The sequence below is a fragment of the Paenibacillus sp. NPDC058367 genome (assembly GCF_042723305.1).
GTDB lineage: Bacteria > Bacillota > Bacilli > Paenibacillales > Paenibacillaceae > Paenibacillus_AQ.
Window position 1 is genome coordinate 1,536,003 of record NZ_JBHXIZ010000001.1, and the last position, 18,233, is coordinate 1,554,235.

Here is an 18,233-nt window from a genome sequence, read left to right on the forward strand (position 1 = left end):
TTAGGACACCGATATTGTAGCACCGTTTTTTTGTAGTGACAAGCTTTTTTTAAAATAAAAGAAAGTATAAGTTTCACTTTATACATTATCCTTATATTTCTCGCTTCGTCTCCATATCCACTTCATCCTCTTTCTTCTGGGCAAGACGTTGCAAATGAACTGTCAAATAACTGACCTCTGCTGGATACACAGGAATTCGCACTCGGTTCTCAATCACCTTAGTTAATTGCCAAGCCAAGGTATACATTTCGGGATACTCTCGTTTCATAAGACCATCCAGCGTAGAAGTCTCCCGCACTGATTCTCCACGGCGCAGTCTTTCTAGAACAAATCGTAGATGAGTCACCAACCGCGAATAATCAAGTGAATCACGTGGAATTCGATATTCGAGATTATTCTCTACAATTCCGATCAAATCACCAATCAAAAGAGAATGCTGTCTGACCTCGGAAATTTGTCTATTACTCAGCGCGCTAACGATATGAAGTGCAACAAAACCCACCTCATCTACAGGCAATTCCACGCCCATGCCTTCATTAATCCTCTCAATCGCATACTCTGCCATCTTATACTCTTCAGGATAAATTTCCTTAGTCTCATACAGAAACGGATTATGAATTGGGATATCTTGTTCATAACGCCGTATAGCAAATGAGATATGATCAGTGAGTGCAATATGAACATGCTCATTAAGTGGTTGACTACTGCTATGCATAATATATAACAAAATTTCATGTACAATCTCAATCAACTTTTCATCCACTTGGGGAAGAAGCTGTTTATATTGTTCCTGTTCTTCTTGGCTGCGGAGAATAAACATCTTCTCCACAGAGGATAGGTTAATCCGATCATGCAATTTTCGATTAAACCCTATCCCTTTGCCAATTACTACAACCTCGGAATATTGGGGATGGTCCGCAATGATAACGTTGTTATTTAACACCTTTGCTACAGTTATGCTACTCATTTTTGCCACCTCTTTTATCTCTAAACACCTGACTTCCAAGCAGCAAACGCAACATGAAACGGTACGATTAAAAAACTCTCGTTACCATCATATCATCAACATTCCGATATTAGAAGAACACTCGCGTTCTATTTTACCCGGAAGGTTCGGCTGGAGAACTTGTATACCAACGTCACGGCAATAACCATATAAGCAATCGTTCCCGCAAGAACAACTAGCGTAAATAGTGACGATGCTTTTGGAAATCCGATACAAGCGACGCTTAGTCCCAATACAATGCTGTTGACGATAAAAAAGAACGGATTTTTCATATTTAGCTCCGTGCTGTACGGTTGAAAGATATAATACATGAACAAATGGTGCACAGAGAAGAACAAGGAAAGACAAAGAATCGTTACCCAAAAGATCACTGCATCCATCAAACCCCAATCTGCACCAGAAAGCAGAAACAGCAGAGTACATGCTAAACATATGGCGACAGCAGGAATAAGATTAAGGCCACTCAATTTAATAAGACGAATCTTAAAATTGTCCAGAATCGCAGTTTGTTCACGATAGAATCCATAGCGCAACAAGCTTAGATCACAATTGTAAAACATCGCTTTGCATACGCGCTCACCTATAGAGGTATAGTTCATTATAAATACAAAAAAGGGAAGTCCACCGAGCAGAAATGCTGTAAATTCGGACGAAGTCTCCGGCGAAATAAGCATCATTAGGACAGCCACTATAAAGAGCACACCAATGATCGTTAAACGCCTCTGGATGGGTTGAATCAACAAGCGTTTATGCCTGGAGAAAAAAATAGCATTCAGGTAGGCGTAACCTGTCTTTCCTTGAAAAGCTTTCCCCATAAGTTCTTCCGACGAAAAGTCCTTCTCCTTAGTCTGAACATCTGCCACCCTTGCTTCTTTCATCATCCGGTTCATATCCAGCAATGGATCATCTATCTTGGTAACGACATCTACAGCACTGCGATAGTTAGGATATTTCCCAATATACACAGCCGCAATTCCTCCAAGTACAACGATCACAAGACTCACGGGGACACTAAATCCTGTCGCATCATTTACAAAAGCGTACCCTAGATAAAGGGGCACATAGGCAAGTAAGCCACCTAGTCCAATCACGGACCATACCCAGCTCATCTTTTTAACTAACACAATTTCTTTTTTGTCAAAAAACCAAAGATTCAGCGCCTCGGTGACTATTCTCCAGGCCGTTAACAGAAGTGTAAGCCATACGCCATGCCAAAGTGGAGCTCCAAAAATTCCTGCAAAGACGGTTAATGCTGGTACATAATAAATAAAGAACGTTAAGCCTTTAATCAATAGCGTAGCATGCATATACTGTTTCGCCGGAATTCTCATCAGCTTCACACATATATATTTATCCCGTTTGGGCTCTAATATAAATACATTCGAAACCGCAGCCACTATAAAGCTCAGAACTATAAAAATATGTAAGAACAATGCATATTGTTCGACGTGCGGCAATTCTTTGTGTGTAAGGACGATTGGCAAATAGATCACAATTCCCAAATAGGCGAACTTGCCTAAAAACCCCCACACTACCTTTAATGCAAGTACTATCCCAGCGAAGACTTGTTTTAGTGCAATGTTAGAGTAAATATCCCCTTTTAAAAGTTTGCCAAGAACAGGCAGCTTTTTGAAATAGTAAATCAGCCGATTGGCTCCGGACGAACCTCTAATCCTCTGAATGCTGCGAAGTGTACTAATCATTGTTGCCATCCTGAAGTAAAGCTATGATTTGCTCCTCAAATTCTGGACTTTGCAGAGTTTCACGCGGAATTTCTTGAAGGGTTCCATGATTTAGAATAACCAACTCGTCACATAAATCGGCGGCTAATTGCAAAATATGCGTAGAAAAAATAATGATGTGATCCTGCTTCATCTCACGCAGCAATTTCTTGATCTCAAGAGCCACAACCACGTCAAAAGAAGTTAAAGGCTCATCTAATAAAATCAAAGGCGGGCGAGTAATGATAAAGCAGAGCATTTGAATTTTATTCTTCATCCCGTGGGAATAACCCTTAATCAGCCGGTGCCGATCTTCTTCCTCAAACTTAATAATTGAAAAATAATCTTCAATGCTTTTATTCGGATCGATCTTCTCACGGTTGATGTCCATATAAAACTTTACGAACTCATAACCTGTCAGAAACTCAGGCAAAATGGGTAGGGAAAATACATATCCGATGTCCTCGTCACGAAGCGGACGGGCACTATCCTTCTCACCAATAAAGGCAGCTCCGCTATCCATTTGGATCTCACCACTCAAACAATTGAAAAGTGTGGTTTTACCTGCTCCATTCCGTCCAAGCAGCCCGTAGATCTTCCCTCTTTCAAAGGTGAAGTCTGCATCTTTAATCACCTGTTTACCATCGAAGCTTTTATGGATATGATCTAAAGTTAGTTGCACGCTCGCGCACCTCTCCTATTCTATAGCTAAGACCCAAAACATAGAGTAAGCCCGGTAGCAATCACCGAGCTTACCTTAAGTTAAATCATTCTATAGTAGTTATTGCTTTAACTAGTCTTCAGGTTGCTCAGCCACAGAAGTTGAAGCTTTGCTCGCTCCCCCCGATGCTGCAGGAGGTTGTATGGAGGTCACGGGTGTGACCGGAACAGCCTTGCTTCCAGTTGACCCTGAGGATCTAGTCGTCAGCCCTTTGATCAGGGCCTCTACGTCAATTCCAGAGACGCTCTTCAGCATCTCAGGAGCCGTAGACATCAACTGGGTTACATAGTTGCTGACACGTGCCGCACCTTCACCATTACCGGTATCTACAACCGTAAGCTTATCAATGGATGCCAGCGGCTTCGCGATTTGGCCAGCCAAATCAGGCAGCATTTTGACGATAATATCGAGCACGGCTGCTTCGCCGAATTTCTGGAAAGCTTCCGCCAGCTTTTCTTTGGCTTCTGCTTCCGCTAGACCGCGCAACCGGATAACCTCAGCATCCGCTGTACCTTTAGCTAGCTCTGCATCCGCCATCGCTTGACCTTCAAGACGCTTCTGCTCAGCTGTCGCTTTAGCTTGCGTTTCAATACTATATTGCAAGGCATCTGCCTCACGCATTCTCTTCGCCTTATCAGCTTCCGCCGCTTGCTCTACTGCGTAACGATCCGCTTCCGCTTTTTTCTTCACTTCTGCGTCGTACTGCTTCTCACGAACTTGAATTTCTTTGGCTTGCAAATCGATTTCACGTTCCTTACGTACCAGCTCAACCTTCATCTGTTCTTCAACAACGGTCTGCTTTGCACGAGCCTCTTGAATATGATAAGCCTGGTCGGCTTCCGCTTTCGCTGTATCCTGATCCCGTTTAAACGCAGCCACTTTAAGCTGGTTTTCCTTGGAGGCTTCGGCGATATTCGTATCCCGCAGCAGTTCTGCTTTTTGCCCTTGCTCTTCAGCGTTTGCCTTTTGAATTCTCGCATCCCGCACTGCTTCTGCTTCAGCGATCTCTGCATCCCGCTTCACTGCAGCTATCCGCGGTTTACCTAATGCGTCAAGATATCCATGTTTGTCTCGGACATCCTTGATAGTAAAGGAAACAATTTGCAGACCCATTTTCTTAAGATCACGTGCCGCCACGCCTTGAACCTCTTGCGCAAAACGGTCACGGTTACGATATACTTCCTCAACGGTCATCGAACCGAGAATGGCCCGTAGATGACCCTCAAGAACTTCTTGTGCTTCGCTCTTCAGCGCTTCAATCGGTTTGCCCATAAATTGCTCAGCGGCTGTCGCCACATCTTCAGTCGAGCTACCCACTTTAATAATCGCTACACCGTCAGCAATAACCGGAACCCCTTGTTCGGTGTATACTTCCGGGGTCGTCACATCGAGTTTATGAGAAAGAAGCGACATAAATTCAGCCTTCTGAAAGATAGGGAGGATAAATGCCCCGCCCCCACGTACTATCTTTATTTTACGACCAGATCCATCGTCTGAAATATGATTTTTCCCCAAGAACGACCCCGTTACGATCATCCCTTCATCTGGTCCAACCGTTTTGTAACGTGCCCAGAATGCGATACCTAGCACAAACAAAACAGCAACGACAACAGCAGGGACTAACAAATACTCAGGAATACCGAACATTAAAGATCCACTCCTCTTCTCTTTTCGAATTCTGACACCAATGCAACGCCTTCTCTAACCTCCACTACAACAACTTTAATCCCTGCCGGAAGCAGCTCATGATCAAAGCTTGCTGCCGTATGCAGGCTATTGCCGGCGCCAAACTTTACCATAATCTCACCATAACCCGTGGCGGGAACAGGAATTGTGATTTCCCCGATCTTGCCAGGCAGATCATTCATAGAGAAACCATTGGACATTTCGCTTTTTTCCATGGGCTTAACCACCCCTAGATACATAAGTACTCCCAAAAAAGCGGCGGCTAACAAAGATAAAGCAATGATCGCCCCAGCTTCCAGAGCGCTGTACCGGGTTAGAAGAATGCCCGCTCCGCCGAACACGGTTATTCCTCCTGCCAGTACGGTGGGATTCAGAAAATCTACGGATACGAAATCAAAGACTCCATGCAAAGCATCTCCGATCACATCACCCACCAGGACGCTGACTATGGCAAATATGACGCCTAGCGCCAAGCAGCCTAAATACAGCGTTTGCATATTTACTTCCTCCTGTCTTCATTCAGGACTGTCATATTACTTTAAACGAATAAAGTAGGTCATTGGTTTCACAAACTTTGGATATTTACCCATAAAAGTTCCATTCTGAGGATAAACGCACGAAAAATGCGGTCAGCAGCAGCGGAGATCAGGGACGATGTTGAGGAGAAATCCACAGTAGAGCATAAACGCAAAGAAGCGATTCATCCATTATGGAAGAATCACTTCTTTGACGTTCTATAACATCTTCTAGACTAAAGACGAAGGGTCTCTTTCGTAGAAGAATTTACTTACAAAGCCATTTTATAAATTTCAACTACATCCTCACGGTCAAGCTTGCGGAAATTACCAAACGGTCCGAAACGAACCGCCTTATCAGCCATACTGCCGATCTCGCTGTCATCAATATCATAATCAGCGAGTGTCTTCGGTGCACCAATGGAATCCCAGAAGCTACGCAGCGCTTCAATTCCTTCCAGCCCTATTTCCTTATCGTTCTTGCCCGCAGGATCAACTCCAAACACGTTTACAGCAAGCTTGCGGAAACGGGCAGGATCAGTATCGATATTATATTTCATCCATTGTGGGAACAGAATGGCCAGGCCTCCACCGTGTGGAATATCGTATACAGCTGATACTGCGTGCTCGATGTTGTGAGTCGCCCAATCTCCTGCAAAACCCATGCTAACCATACCGTTAAGCGCCATTGTGCCGCAATACATGATCGTCTCACGCAGTTCGTAATTATTCAAATCTTCAATAAGCTTCGGTGCGGTTTCGATCACCGTACGTAGCAAAGTCTCACAGAAGCCGTCTTGTACCGGTGTGTTGCCATCAGTATGGAAATAGTGCTCCAGAACATGAGACATGATATCTACCATGCCGTAGACCGTCTGATCACGTGGCAGAGTGAAGGTATTCTCTGGGTCAAGAATCGAAAATGCAGGGAATGCATGAATACTGCCCCAGCCCATTTTTTCCTTGGTCACTTCGTTGGTGATTACAGAGCCGCTATTCATTTCTGATCCTGTAGCTGCCATCGTCAGCACTGTACCGAGTGGGAGAGCATCTTGAGCAGCTGCCTTACGTTCAACAAAGTCCCACATGTCACCTTCATATTTCGCCCCAACAGCAACTGCTTTAGCGCAGTCCAACACACTACCGCCGCCTACAGCGAGGATGAGGTCGATATTATGCTCGTGACACAGCTCTACACCTTTATGTACGGTGGAAAGGCGTGGATTCGGCTCTACGCCTGAGAGTTCAGTAACCACAGCATCTATTGCGCTAAGCTCAGCCATGACCTTATCGAACAGACCGCTACGCTTGATACTACCGCCACCGTACATCAACAATACATTCTTGCCGTACTTAGGAACCTCAGTCTTCAACGCTTCCAGCGTACCCTGTCCAAAAATCAACTTGGTAGGATTATAAAAATCAAAATTACGCATATGTGTAAACCTCCATTAGTTATTTCAGAATGTTTTGCTCACTCGTATTATAAACCTCTGAATTGCCGCATTCAAATGGATTAGCTTCAAGCCACATAAATATCCCCACAAAGTGGTGCTTTACTTCGATGCAAACTCAGATACCTTGCAGGGACCCCAAATATATAACCTAAAAAAAAGATGTCCTTAAGCCTACAGGCTTAAGGACATCCCCTTTCCAAACTTTAGATCGCGCCGAAGCTCTTCACGAAACGACGGAAAGCAGCTTGCCCTTCCGGAGTCCGTTTATAGACACCCGCGTGTTCAAGAATATGTGTAAACTTGATGCCGACTTCGTTCTGCACAATCTTGACGGCTTCTTCATGCTGTAATGCCGTTCCGAAACGCTCTACAAGCTCCTGAACCCAAGCAGCGTGCTGCGCAAGTGGATGACTAGGGTCATTCTTCACCGCTTCTAATAGTGCTTGATCTCCTGCAAGGATGCTCGCAATAGAATCAAGCTCTTCCTTCAGACGACCTGGCAGAATTGCGAGTCCCATGACCTCAATCAAGCCGATATTTTCTTTCTTGATATGGTGCATCTCCCGATGGGGATGGAAAATCCCCTCAGGATATTGCTCGTTAGTCCGGTTGTTACGCAGCACGAGATCCATCTCGAAGCTGCCATCTTCTGCCCGACGAACGATTGGAGTAACGGTATTATGAGGCTGCACTTCACCATCAACTTCGCTGAACGCCAACACTTCTGCATCAGGATCACTATACGCCTTCCAAGCTTCATAAAGTGCATTGCCACACTCCAGCAATACCGCAGGATCTTCACCATTCAAACGTAATACGGACATAGGCCATTTTACGATATTAATGCTGACACCCGGATAAGATGCATGCGTGAATGCATCTTCCTTAGGCGCTTTCTGAATAGGGAAGGTGTGACGTCCACCTTGAAAGTGGTCATGCGTCAGAATCGATCCGCCAACAATCGGCAAGTCTGCATTCGAGCCAATAAAATAGTGCGGGAAAGATTCCACGAAGCTAAGTAGCCGCTTCAAGGTATCCTTGGTAAGCTTCATTGGCACATGATCATGATGGAATACAATACAGTGCTCGTTGTAGTAAACATATGGCGAATACTGAAAGAGCCATTTCTCATTATTCAGCTGAAGTGGAATGACACGCAGGTTCTGGCGCGGCGGATGATTAACCCGACCAGCATACCCAACATTCTCGCGGCACAGCAGACATTTTGGATAGACCGGCGGCGGGAGCAAGCGGGCCATAGCAATTTCCTTCGGACTCTTCTCAGGCTTGGACAAATTGATGGTCATCTCGATGTCACCGTAAGGCGAATCTTGCAGCCAGTAGACATTCTTGGAAATCCGGTCCATCCGGATATAGTTGGAATCTATGCTTAATTTATAAAAGCGATCTGTAGCCGCGGAGATACCTTTTTCAGCAGCTAAACGGTTGAACTCCGCATTTACGTCTGATGGACGGGCCATTAGGAGTCCCATAATCTTGGCATCCAGCAAGTCACGGTAAGTGTCGCTATTCTCTGGAATCAATCCGATATCAAAACCATAATCAATCAGTACATCCAGTGGAATCTGTGGACCTGTAAGTGGACTTTGATCGACCTCGCCAACGAACGGCTCACTAAATCCGAACTGATCTAGCAGCACATTACGGCTATAGTCTTCATCTGATGGAGCAATGAGCTGCTCACGTAGTGCGAACAGAACTAGCTGCTCAATCGCATGTAAGGCTTTCTGGCCAGCAGGCGTAACCTTATTCTCGTTGTGCATTTTCAATTCTCCTTAAGTAGGGTCTGATGCTCTAGTTAAGCTATGCTAAAGCCCCTTATTCTCCGTACCCCTGCGGATTGGCAGAATGCCAGTTCCAGGCGCTTTGAATGATATTCTCTAAGTCAGCATGCTGAGGGTTCCATCCAAGGATAGAGCGCGCTTTATCGGAGGAAGCTACCAGCACTGCCGGATCTCCAGCACGGCGTTCTTGAATAACTACAGGGATTTCTAGTCCTGTAACTTTCTTCGCAGTTTCAATAACCTGTTTTACCGAGAAGCCAAGTCCATTTCCCAAGTTAAAAATATTACTGCTGCTTCCGCTACGCAGATAAGTTACTGCGCGAACATGGGCGTCAGCCAGATCGCTAACATGAATGTAGTCGCGCACACAAGTGCCGTCTTCTGTAGGATAGTCGTCTCCGAATACGGCGATGCTCTCCCGTTGCTTCAAAGCGGTTTGCAATACCAGCGGAACCAAATGACTTTCCGGACGATGGTCTTCACCGATTTTGCCACTAGCATGTGCACCTGCAGCATTAAAATAACGAAGCGCTACATATTTGATACCCAGCACTTTATCAAACCAAGCCATCATGCGTTCCATAGTCAGCTTAGTTTCGCCATATACGTTTGCTGGCTCGGTACGGTCTGTTTCTTCAATCGGCACCTTTTCCGGTTCGCCGTAGGTTGCAGCTGTAGACGAGAATACGATTTTGTTCACGCCAGCTTTTTGCATAGCTTCCAAAAGGCATTGTGTACCGTATACGTTGTTGTCATAATATTTCACAGGGTCCTTCATGCTTTCACCAACCAAAGAGCTTGCTGCAAAATGAATAACCGCATCAATCTCATTCTCGGCGAACAGCTTGCCAAGCAGCTCCTTATCACGCAGATCGCCTTCGTACAGCTTGCCACCCAGTAGCGCCTCACGATGCCCTGTTAGCAAATTATCGATGACGACCACTTCTTCACCGCGATCCAACAGCTCTGCTACAGTATGAGATCCAATATACCCTGCTCCACCTGTTACTAAAATTGCCATCTGATTACACTCCCTTCAATTCTTGGACACCATTACCGATGCCGCAAACGTAGAACTCACCAACCAAGCCAGATCTTGTTGTGTATGCCTCGCCTACTTCACGAATAAAACGCTCTACATCATCTTCATGCACCAAGGATACAGTACAGCCACCAAAACCTGCGCCAGTCATACGAGAGCCGAGTGTACCCGGAATACGCTGTGCTTCTTCAACCATAATATCTAGCTCTTCACAGCTAACTTCATACAAATCACGCAAGGAAGTATGTGAGTCATTCATGAACTGTCCAAACTGCTTCAGATCATTGTTCTTTAAGACCTCAACGGATTCTAGTACACGTTGATTCTCTTCCACAACATGGCGAGCGCGGCGTCTAACAATTTCATCTGTGATTTTATCTTGATGTACTTCGAATTGTTCACGATTGAGCTGTGCCAGATAAGCTAGTGAAGAAACTTCTTTTTGCAAAATAGACAAGGCCTCATCACACTGCTGACGACGCTCATTGTACTTGGAATCTACAAGTCCTCTGCGTTTGTTCGTGTTGCCGATAACCAGTTTGTAAGCACCAGTGATGAAAGGTACCAGATTATATTCAAGCGTATCGCACATTAACAGGATTGCATGATCTCGTTTGCCATTAGCAACTGCGAACTGATCCATAATTCCAGAGTTTACACCTACGTACTGGTTCTCAGCACGCTGAGACAAGAGTGCAATCTCAACGGTATCCGTGTCGCCGCCTTCGAGAGTTAGGAAAGCATAAGCAGTCACGACTTCAAGAGAAGCCGATGAGGACAAGCCTGCGCCATTCGGAATATCACCATGGAACAGCAGATCGTAACCTTTAGATACTGGAGTGTTTTTCTTCTCCAATTCGACCATTACTCCAACCGGATAGTCGATCCATTCTCCAGTTTTGGCCTTGCCAATTTCACTATAATCAATAGATGCTTCATAAGGAAAATTAGTAGATGCAAAATTCACTTTGCTGTCACTGCGTGGACGGACAATCAATGTTGTTCCGAATTCCAAAGCTGCCGGCAGCACGTATCCACCGTTATAATCCAAGTGCTCTCCAATGAGATTAACACGGCCTGGTGCATAAAATACTTGAGCTTCTTGCTCGCTTACCCCGTACTTTTCGATGAATTTCTTTTTAAGTTCCTGTGTGCTCATTAATGCCACTCCATCCTTTCGCTGCTTCAGCCAGTGGGAATAAGTAAAGCGTTCTTTATGTATTCATTATAATAGAATCAGTCATCCTCTGATAATGCAATCATGTGTGTAATGTATGGATAAATGTGACTTCCCATAATATAATAATTACACAAATAATTGATACACCCTAAACTATAAGCCATAAAATGACAATAACACAAGAAAGGCTGTCTCAAATGGAGCATACTTATTCCGTAGGATCTAATCCCGTATATTACGATAAACAAAATCTCCATGTACTGTTTGCTGGTCAAAGTCAGACGATTCCTATGCATCAAGCTGGCCCTAAGATTTACGATTATTATTTACTTCACTTTATAGAGTCTGGCTCAGGTGTTTTCCGTACTGAACATCATCAATATGCACTGGGAAAAGGTGACTGCTTCCTTATTCATCCAGGACAGCTGGTCAGTTATGTTTCGGATAAAGATCAGCCCTGGTGCTATCGCTGGGCAGCTTTTACTGGGAGTGAGGCTGATAGCCTCGTGCTGCAGACAGGCTTTACACCTCAAAAACCTGTGGTGACTACAACGGGTGATAGCGTCATCCCAGGTGCCCTTTCCAGTATCATGCAAGCCTTCAAAGCAAACAAAGAAAGTGCACACCTAACTTCTCTAGGGTATCTTTATCTCATTGTAGGTGAAGCCGCAGATTTACTCTCTTCCTTCTCCCGTCTTCCTGGAGCTGAATCGCAGGTTAAGCGTACTGTGAAGCAAATGATCCACTACATGGCCTCCCAATATGCTCATCCAGTATCCATTGAACAAATGTGTGATACTCTTGGCTATAACCGGGCCTATCTATCCCGTGTATTTAAGCAAGAGACCGGATTATCTCCGGTGACCTACTTGCTGAAGCTGCGCATTGAAAAGTCCAGACAGCTGCTGCGTGAACGGCCCGAGCTGTCCGTGGAACAGGTAGCAGCATCCGTGGGGCTCACCGATGCTTTATACTTCTCACGCCAATTCAAACGGTTTTGTGCTCAGTCACCCACCGCTTACCGTCTCACAACGACTAGACATGTAAAAAAGACAAATCAGTAAGGGAAGCCTTTGAAAAAGGGATTCACATATTAGGCAAGTCCAATATGTGAATCCCTTTATTAAGCTGATCTTTCAGTTAGCTTCGGTTATGTTGCATATAGACTCAGATACTCAGGGTAAGCACGAAGATGTATCTCTTTTGCCCTTTTCTGAGCCATTTCCTTCAGTTCTGGCACTTGCTCCGCTTCAACATAGTCAGCGAGAACATCAATCACATCATCAAGGAGCTTCGCTCTAAAATAAAACTCAATCCGTTCCAATATTGCAAGGCCTGCTAAATCAATAACTAGATCCCTACAGTAAGTCCAATCTTTTGATTTATAGAGCGGCCAAAGTAGTACGGAATAATCCATTGCAGCGTCTCCAAAAACCGTAAGGTCATCCCAATCAATAATCCAAAATTCATTATTATCATTGACTAAGATATTCTGCCAATTCACATCATTGTGTACGATGTCCGACGCCTTTCTCTGAAAAGAAGGGTGCTGACTAACCATAATTCTCAAAGCTTCCACTTCTGTATCGAACCAATCTAAAGTGTCCGCCGTTACGAAGTCCAGCAAATGCTTTTCCGCTCTAATAATTTGCAGATCTTCTTCAAATCGATTGATGTATTCGTCAGTAAATGCGGCGGCATAATTGTAGTCCTCATCCTCACTTACAACTGCCATCCTAATTCCTTTATCCGCATGTAATTGATGAAGGGACCTCAGAACCTTTTCAACCACTGGCAGTGGATCGGAAATGGAGCTTAATGGTTTACCTTCGATAAAATCAAACACTAAACCATAAGAATAACCAGATGTTATTTCTTGTGTAATCTCCCTAATCAACCGTGGTGCCTTGTAATTATAAGTCAAATGTTCACTGATCTTAACCCACTGTTTAAGTCCCACTGCTTTTTGTTCTTGCGAGAGTTTTAAATGACGAAAGGTTTGACCATCCGTTATGCGATAAGATTGGTTTACAAACCCTCCAGGATTCCAAATATACTTAGCCTCAATCTTCGACCTATTTAAGCCTATAGATTCCGAGTTGGCTTCGGCCCACTCTTTCACCTTGTTCTCATCTTGAAGCAACTCCATCGATGCAGCTCATCCTTTCACCTACGTCTTCATCCAGTTCCATTCTCCGTTTGAAGAATAGTCTCAATGCGATCCAATTCTGCCTGCGAGAACTCCAAATGCTGAAGTGTAGCTATATTCTCTTCAATCTGACTAACTCTGCTAGCCCCTATCAATGCAGAAGTAATCTTCCCATCACGTAGTGTCCAAGCTAGTGCAAGCTGCGCCAAACTCTGGCCTCTTGAAACAGCAAGCTGATTTAACGCGTGGATCTTGCGCTTCACATCCGGTGTAATTCGGCTTTCATTTAACGCAGCAGAGGGTTTGGCCGCTCTTGATCCTTCTGGGATTCCATTTAAATACTTATTGGTTAACAATCCTTGAGCCAGAGGTGTAAAAGCGATACTGCCAACTCCGCTCTGTTCCAGCACACCCTGTAAACTCCCCTCAATCCGGCGATCGAGCATAGAATAACTCGGCTGATGAATTAAGAGCGGCGTTCCTAAGCTGTTCAAGATTCTAACCGCTTCGAGCGTCTGCTCCGCGGTATAGTTAGATAATCCTACATACAGAGCTTTGCCGGAACGCACAGCATGGTCTAATGCCTGCATGGTTTCTTCAAGAGGTGTTTCCGGGTCCGGCCGATGCGAATAATAGATATCAACATAATCTATGCCCAGCCGCTTCAGACTCTGATCCAGACTAGCCAGCATATATTTACGCGAACCCCATTCGCCATAAGGACCGGGCCACATGTTGTACCCTGCTTTTGTAGAAATCACCACTTCATCTCGATATGGAGCCATATCACTTGCAAGCACTTTCCCAAAGAGCTCTTCTGCTGAACCCGCTGGTGGTCCATAGTTGTTGGCTAGATCAAAATGAGTAATTCCAAGATCAAAAGCACGAGTGATCATTTCTCTGCCATTCTCGTAAGTATCAATTCCACCAAAATTCTGCCATAGTCCTAATGAGATTGCCGGAAGCTTAAGACCTGAGTTCCCGCAACGGTTATAACGCATGTCTTCATATCGTGCTTCATTTGCTACATATACCATTGCTTATCCCTGCCTCTCATTACGCGCTGTTTCTGTACTACCTTATCTTTAAACTACTAAGCGCAATAATAATCTGGCAACCTGCAAGCGATGAGATTATCCCTTCTAACCAAGCAGATCCTTTACACTGCCGAGTACTTTCCCAATCCGATCTGTAATCAGAAGATCAGCTTGATCATCAAAAGGTGTCGGGTCGCCATTCAGCAGCACCGTACGTTTGCCCCGGAAATAAGTGACTAGACTAGCCGCAGGCTGGACCGTAAGAGAGGTTCCACCAATCATAAGCATATCTGCAGCTGCTATCGCTTCGACAGAACTCACCAGCACCGAGTGGTCCAATTCTTCTTCATATAGCACAACATCCGGCTTAATAATACCACCACATTCGGGGCAGCGAGGGACGATCTCAGTGGTACTTAGGAGCTGCTCCAGCCCGTAATAACGTGAGCAGTCCATGCAATAGTTACGATGAATGGAACCATGCAGCTCAAGTACCTTTTGGCTACCCGCCAGCTGATGTAGGCCATCAATATTTTGCGTAATCACTGCCTTAAGCTTGCCCTGTCGTTCCAACTCTGCAAGCAGCAGATGTGCGCCATTCGGACGAGCATCGGGATGAATCATTTTACTGCGGTAAAAATCAAAAAAAATGTCCGGTGAGGACATAAAAAAAGTTCGGCTCAGCATCACTTCAGGCGGATAAGGTGAATTGTGCTGAGTCTGGTATAATCCTGCTGCCGAGCGGAAATCCGGGATTCCACTCTCTGTTGACGTACCTGCCCCTCCGAAAAAAACGATGTTGTCACAGTCTTTAATCCAAGAAGCAAGTGTCTGCAATTGATCCATATGTTGTAGCACATCCTTTCCATTAATATGCTGATCAATAGGTGATCCTTAGCTCATTATAGCTAGAAATAATCACATCTGCGTCAATCAAGTGATTTCCATCACCCATGCTGGAGATTCCAACGGCGAGGCGTAAGCCTGCACCTTTACCCAATTGCATATCTGCATTGCTGTCACCAATAATAATCGTCACTTCAGGAGACAGCCCCAGCTCCCGGCAGGCTAATTCAGCCATTTCAGGTGCGGGTTTTCCGTTTAATACTCTGTCTCTTGTAACTACCGAATGAAAATAATGAGCAATACCAAGCCAATCCAGATGCTCCTGAGTGGTCTTTGCGCCATCTGAGGTAACCACCCCTAGCTTGAGTGATGCAGCCGCGCACTGTTCCAGAAAAGGAAGAAGCCCTTCTAGAGGTTGTACCGTGCGGCGTTTGCGTAATTCATACATAGCGTCCTTAGCTATACTCTTTACACGGGTCAACGCTTCATTCCAAGGAACACCAGCAGCATACAGCTGCCATGCAAGCACACCATAACTTTCTTCTTCTGTAGCCATGGTGAGCGGCCCTGCTGGATCATAACCAATCAATTTTCCTGCAGCATCATGCTGGGTACCTAGCACTTTACTCCGATCCACGATAAAATCAGTTCCCATAATCGCAAGCTGATTTTCCATTCCACATAGTACAAGCTCGGCCCAATTCCCCCAAGTGGCTAATAGATCCAATAACGTGCCATCTTTGTCGAACAATATTCCTGAACAGGGTATGCATTCATCGTTAATCTGTAATTCTGGCATAAGTATCCTCCCTTTGTTGGAAAGACCGAAGACTACCTGATATTCCCAAGCCAATCCAGCATGGCGCGAACAGTGTCATTTTGCTGTTCTTCTTCGGAAATGGTTGCTTTTCCGTCTCCTTTTTGTGGTCCATAGCTTCCAAACTGAGCGTGATTTCCACCGACGATTGAACTATAAACCGTATTATCTGGCAAATAGGAACGTCCTTTGTTGTAGCTGTCTCTGTCAATAACCTGATCCTCTGTACCCACTACCGACAATACTGACAAAGTAGTCTCACGCAGACTACCTTTTTCATCTGGATAAGAAGCCAGGAAAAACACACCTTCCAGCTGGTCCGCATGCTCAATCGCATAACGTGACGCCATGACACCCCCAAGCGAATGCCCACCTAGAACAAAAGATTGCTTTGGATGCACACGAATAATCTCTTCTGCAGCATCGCCCTTTGTTACTGCTAAATTAAGCGGCATTTTAGCGATGTAGAACGGATGCCCCGCAGCAGCAATGCCCTTCGCCAGTGGGGAGTAAGCTTCTGGTTTCACCAGAGCTCCAGGGTAAAATATGATCGAGGCCCCCTTAGTAATTGAGGGTTCGAACGAAATCCAGTTTTCATTTTGTTCAACTGTAACTCCACCACTTGAAATCAGTGCAGTTTCGGCTTCTTCAGCCGGTGCATACGGAGTTAAATATTTCCACAACAGCAATCCGGCTACAACAAGAATGATTAGTACAATTAAACCAATACGACGCTTAGTTATTCTTTTCTTCAACATGCTCCACTCCCGGATGTTACTGCATATAAGAAAATTATAGTAGAAACCCACTGTTCTAACAACCTTCAACACATCGCCACATTTGGCACTCATGATAACGCTTTCAATAGTGAGTTAATTCACAATTCAATTGAAGAAAATCTTGTATTTTAAAATTAAAGCATCAAGCATCTTTGGGGGGAAGTCATGGTAGGGGAAAACTCGCTAGACACGCCTGGAAAGACCTTTTTTCTAAATTTACGTTTTGTTCTCATTGTTACTGTAATTGTTGGAAACGCCATAGAACCATTGATAGGCTCAATGAGCAGCTTGCATAGCTTATATATGTGGATCTTCAGCTTTCATATGCCGCTCTTCGTACTTGTTACGGGCTTTTTTGCCAATAAACACCTTACGGGTACACAAGGCCGTCGGATTATCATGCAAATCGGATTGCAGTACATTATTTTTCAAAGCCTCTACTCTGTGCTGGACGCCACCATATATCAGGTGCAGGGTATCCATCATTCCTTTTTCGCCCCCTATTTGCTCTTATGGTTCCTGGCAAGTCATGCCTTCTGGCGTATACTGATGATCGGGATGCGTAAATGGGCGCCTGCCACTCAATTCATTTTTGCTGTCGCCGCTGGAATTACCGTTGGGTACCTACAGCTTGATGGCGTATGGTTCAGCATTAGCCGCACTTTTGTATACCTGCCATTCTTCGTATTAGGTTATCATTTTTCGTTCCAGTCCTTTTCTCGCTTTTTTCAAAAATGGATTAAAATTACCGCTGCCGCAGTCTCCATCCTTCTATTCCTTCTGTTTGCATCTTGGGGATTAGACTTGCCGATAGGCTGGCTTTATGGAAGTATGACCTACATGCAGCTTGGGCTTCATGAATGGTACGCAGGAATTTATCGTCTGGGCGTTTACGGGCTACAAATCACTGCTGCACTAGCGTTTATGGGGTGGATTCCTTACTCGCTTAGCCGACTGACTGACTGGGGCTCCCGTACGTTATATGTTTTTCTACTTCACGGATTTATCGTTCGTTTTGCCGCTGTTTCTGGCCTGTACGCTTATATCAACCATTCTTTAGGTGCCATGTTATTGGTGCTTTCTGCAATCTTACTGACCATTCTCTTAGCCCAACCAAGTGTAAAAAGGCTGATGCATCCTATTGTTGAGCCCCCCGTTGGTTGGATGATCACCCTGCAGCGTGTTGCCTTAAGGCGCTCATTATAAGTGGCCTATCCCCTTGCGGATAGGTTTTTTTATACTATTTAAGGCCGGTCTCCTCATGAGAAACTTCACATTGTCCGGTAGAAAAAACGTGCTCTTTGTGATAGACTCACTAATAACAATGACTTCTCCGTTCATTAAAGGCGGGAAACGTTTATACCAAAACAGCGGCATTTTTTATAGAATCGGCTTCGCCCTTCTTCTCTAGGAAGCTCGTCCCCGTTCATTCTATAAACCGTATATACGCAGGTCTTTGGAGTTCATTGCGT

Annotated in this window: 16 protein-coding genes; 2 read left to right on the forward strand and 14 right to left on the reverse strand. The window is 44.8% G+C overall.

The annotated features are described in order from the left end of the window. Nucleotides 1-91 precede the first annotated feature (91 nt). The 9 genes from glcT to ACFWMP_RS06750 all read right to left on the reverse strand — a co-directional run bounded on the left by glcT (nucleotide 92) and on the right by ACFWMP_RS06750 (nucleotide 11,112). The gene (gene glcT, locus ACFWMP_RS06710; RefSeq protein WP_339246209.1) at nucleotides 92-967 is read right to left on the reverse strand and encodes a glucose PTS transporter transcription antiterminator GlcT; all 876 of its coding nucleotides are present in this window, start codon (nucleotides 965-967) and stop codon (nucleotides 92-94) included. Between the two features lie 128 nt (nucleotides 968-1,095). Continuing rightward, a complete protein-coding gene (locus ACFWMP_RS06715) occupies nucleotides 1,096-2,709 on the reverse strand; it encodes a hypothetical protein (protein ID WP_379422654.1) in 1,614 nt (537 codons plus the stop codon). Then, nucleotides 2,702-3,409, reverse strand: a complete 708-nt coding sequence (locus ACFWMP_RS06720; protein WP_341049357.1) for an ABC transporter ATP-binding protein — start codon at nucleotides 3,407-3,409, stop codon at nucleotides 2,702-2,704. Before ACFWMP_RS06720 ends, ACFWMP_RS06715 begins: the two co-directional genes overlap by 8 nt. Before the next feature lie 111 nt (nucleotides 3,410-3,520). After that, nucleotides 3,521-5,095, reverse strand: a complete 1,575-nt coding sequence (locus tag ACFWMP_RS06725) for a flotillin lipid rafts scaffold protein FloT (RefSeq protein ID WP_052404202.1) — start codon at nucleotides 5,093-5,095, stop codon at nucleotides 3,521-3,523. Further along, the gene (locus tag ACFWMP_RS06730) at nucleotides 5,095-5,631 is read right to left on the reverse strand and encodes an NfeD family membrane protein (protein WP_283910889.1); all 537 of its coding nucleotides are present in this window, start codon (nucleotides 5,629-5,631) and stop codon (nucleotides 5,095-5,097) included. The genes ACFWMP_RS06725 and ACFWMP_RS06730 overlap by 1 nt, the downstream gene beginning before the upstream one ends. Nucleotides 5,632-5,921: 290 nt before the next feature. After that, nucleotides 5,922-7,085, reverse strand: coding sequence for an iron-containing alcohol dehydrogenase (locus ACFWMP_RS06735; RefSeq protein ID WP_379422657.1), 1,164 nt, complete (start codon nucleotides 7,083-7,085; stop codon nucleotides 5,922-5,924). A gap of 224 nt (nucleotides 7,086-7,309) precedes the next feature. Next, nucleotides 7,310-8,890, reverse strand: coding sequence for a UDP-glucose--hexose-1-phosphate uridylyltransferase (locus tag ACFWMP_RS06740; RefSeq protein ID WP_379422659.1), 1,581 nt, complete (start codon nucleotides 8,888-8,890; stop codon nucleotides 7,310-7,312). Nucleotides 8,891-8,945: 55 nt separating this feature from the next. Further along, nucleotides 8,946-9,932, reverse strand: a complete 987-nt coding sequence (gene galE / locus ACFWMP_RS06745) for a UDP-glucose 4-epimerase GalE (RefSeq protein WP_042186143.1) — start codon at nucleotides 9,930-9,932, stop codon at nucleotides 8,946-8,948. Nucleotides 9,933-9,936: 4 nt separating this feature from the next. Beyond that, nucleotides 9,937-11,112 (reverse strand): galactokinase, encoded by a 1,176-nt coding sequence (locus ACFWMP_RS06750; protein ID WP_379422662.1) that lies wholly within the window; start codon nucleotides 11,110-11,112, stop codon nucleotides 9,937-9,939. A gap of 188 nt (nucleotides 11,113-11,300) precedes the next feature. Between ACFWMP_RS06750 and ACFWMP_RS06755 the strand changes: the two genes are divergently transcribed. Then, nucleotides 11,301-12,197: an AraC family transcriptional regulator gene (locus ACFWMP_RS06755; RefSeq protein ID WP_339302279.1), complete on the forward strand. Its 897-nt coding sequence runs from the start codon at nucleotides 11,301-11,303 to the stop codon at nucleotides 12,195-12,197. 86 nt (nucleotides 12,198-12,283) lie between these two features. On the opposite strand, the gene ACFWMP_RS06760 is transcribed toward ACFWMP_RS06755, so the two are convergent. The 5 genes from ACFWMP_RS06760 to ACFWMP_RS06780 all read right to left on the reverse strand — a co-directional run bounded on the left by ACFWMP_RS06760 (nucleotide 12,284) and on the right by ACFWMP_RS06780 (nucleotide 16,740). Next, complete coding sequence (locus ACFWMP_RS06760) at nucleotides 12,284-13,282, reverse strand: aminoglycoside phosphotransferase family protein (protein WP_042186136.1); 999 nt, start codon at nucleotides 13,280-13,282, stop codon at nucleotides 12,284-12,286. Between the two features lie 29 nt (nucleotides 13,283-13,311). After that, a complete protein-coding gene (gene mgrA, locus ACFWMP_RS06765) occupies nucleotides 13,312-14,319 on the reverse strand; it encodes an L-glyceraldehyde 3-phosphate reductase (RefSeq protein ID WP_379422665.1) in 1,008 nt (335 codons plus the stop codon). Nucleotides 14,320-14,424: 105 nt separating this feature from the next. Continuing rightward, complete coding sequence (locus ACFWMP_RS06770; protein WP_076284245.1) at nucleotides 14,425-15,165, reverse strand: NAD-dependent protein deacylase; 741 nt, start codon at nucleotides 15,163-15,165, stop codon at nucleotides 14,425-14,427. 34 nt (nucleotides 15,166-15,199) lie between these two features. Then, on the reverse strand, nucleotides 15,200-15,964 hold the full coding sequence (locus tag ACFWMP_RS06775) for an HAD family hydrolase (RefSeq protein WP_379422667.1): 765 nt from the start codon (nucleotides 15,962-15,964) through the stop codon (nucleotides 15,200-15,202). Between the two features lie 32 nt (nucleotides 15,965-15,996). After that, complete coding sequence (locus ACFWMP_RS06780; protein ID WP_076284247.1) at nucleotides 15,997-16,740, reverse strand: alpha/beta hydrolase; 744 nt, start codon at nucleotides 16,738-16,740, stop codon at nucleotides 15,997-15,999. 186 nt (nucleotides 16,741-16,926) lie between these two features. Between ACFWMP_RS06780 and ACFWMP_RS06785 the strand changes: the two genes are divergently transcribed. After that, the gene (locus ACFWMP_RS06785; RefSeq protein WP_379422669.1) at nucleotides 16,927-17,967 is read left to right on the forward strand and encodes an acyltransferase family protein; all 1,041 of its coding nucleotides are present in this window, start codon (nucleotides 16,927-16,929) and stop codon (nucleotides 17,965-17,967) included. Nucleotides 17,968-18,233: the final 266 nt, after the last annotated feature.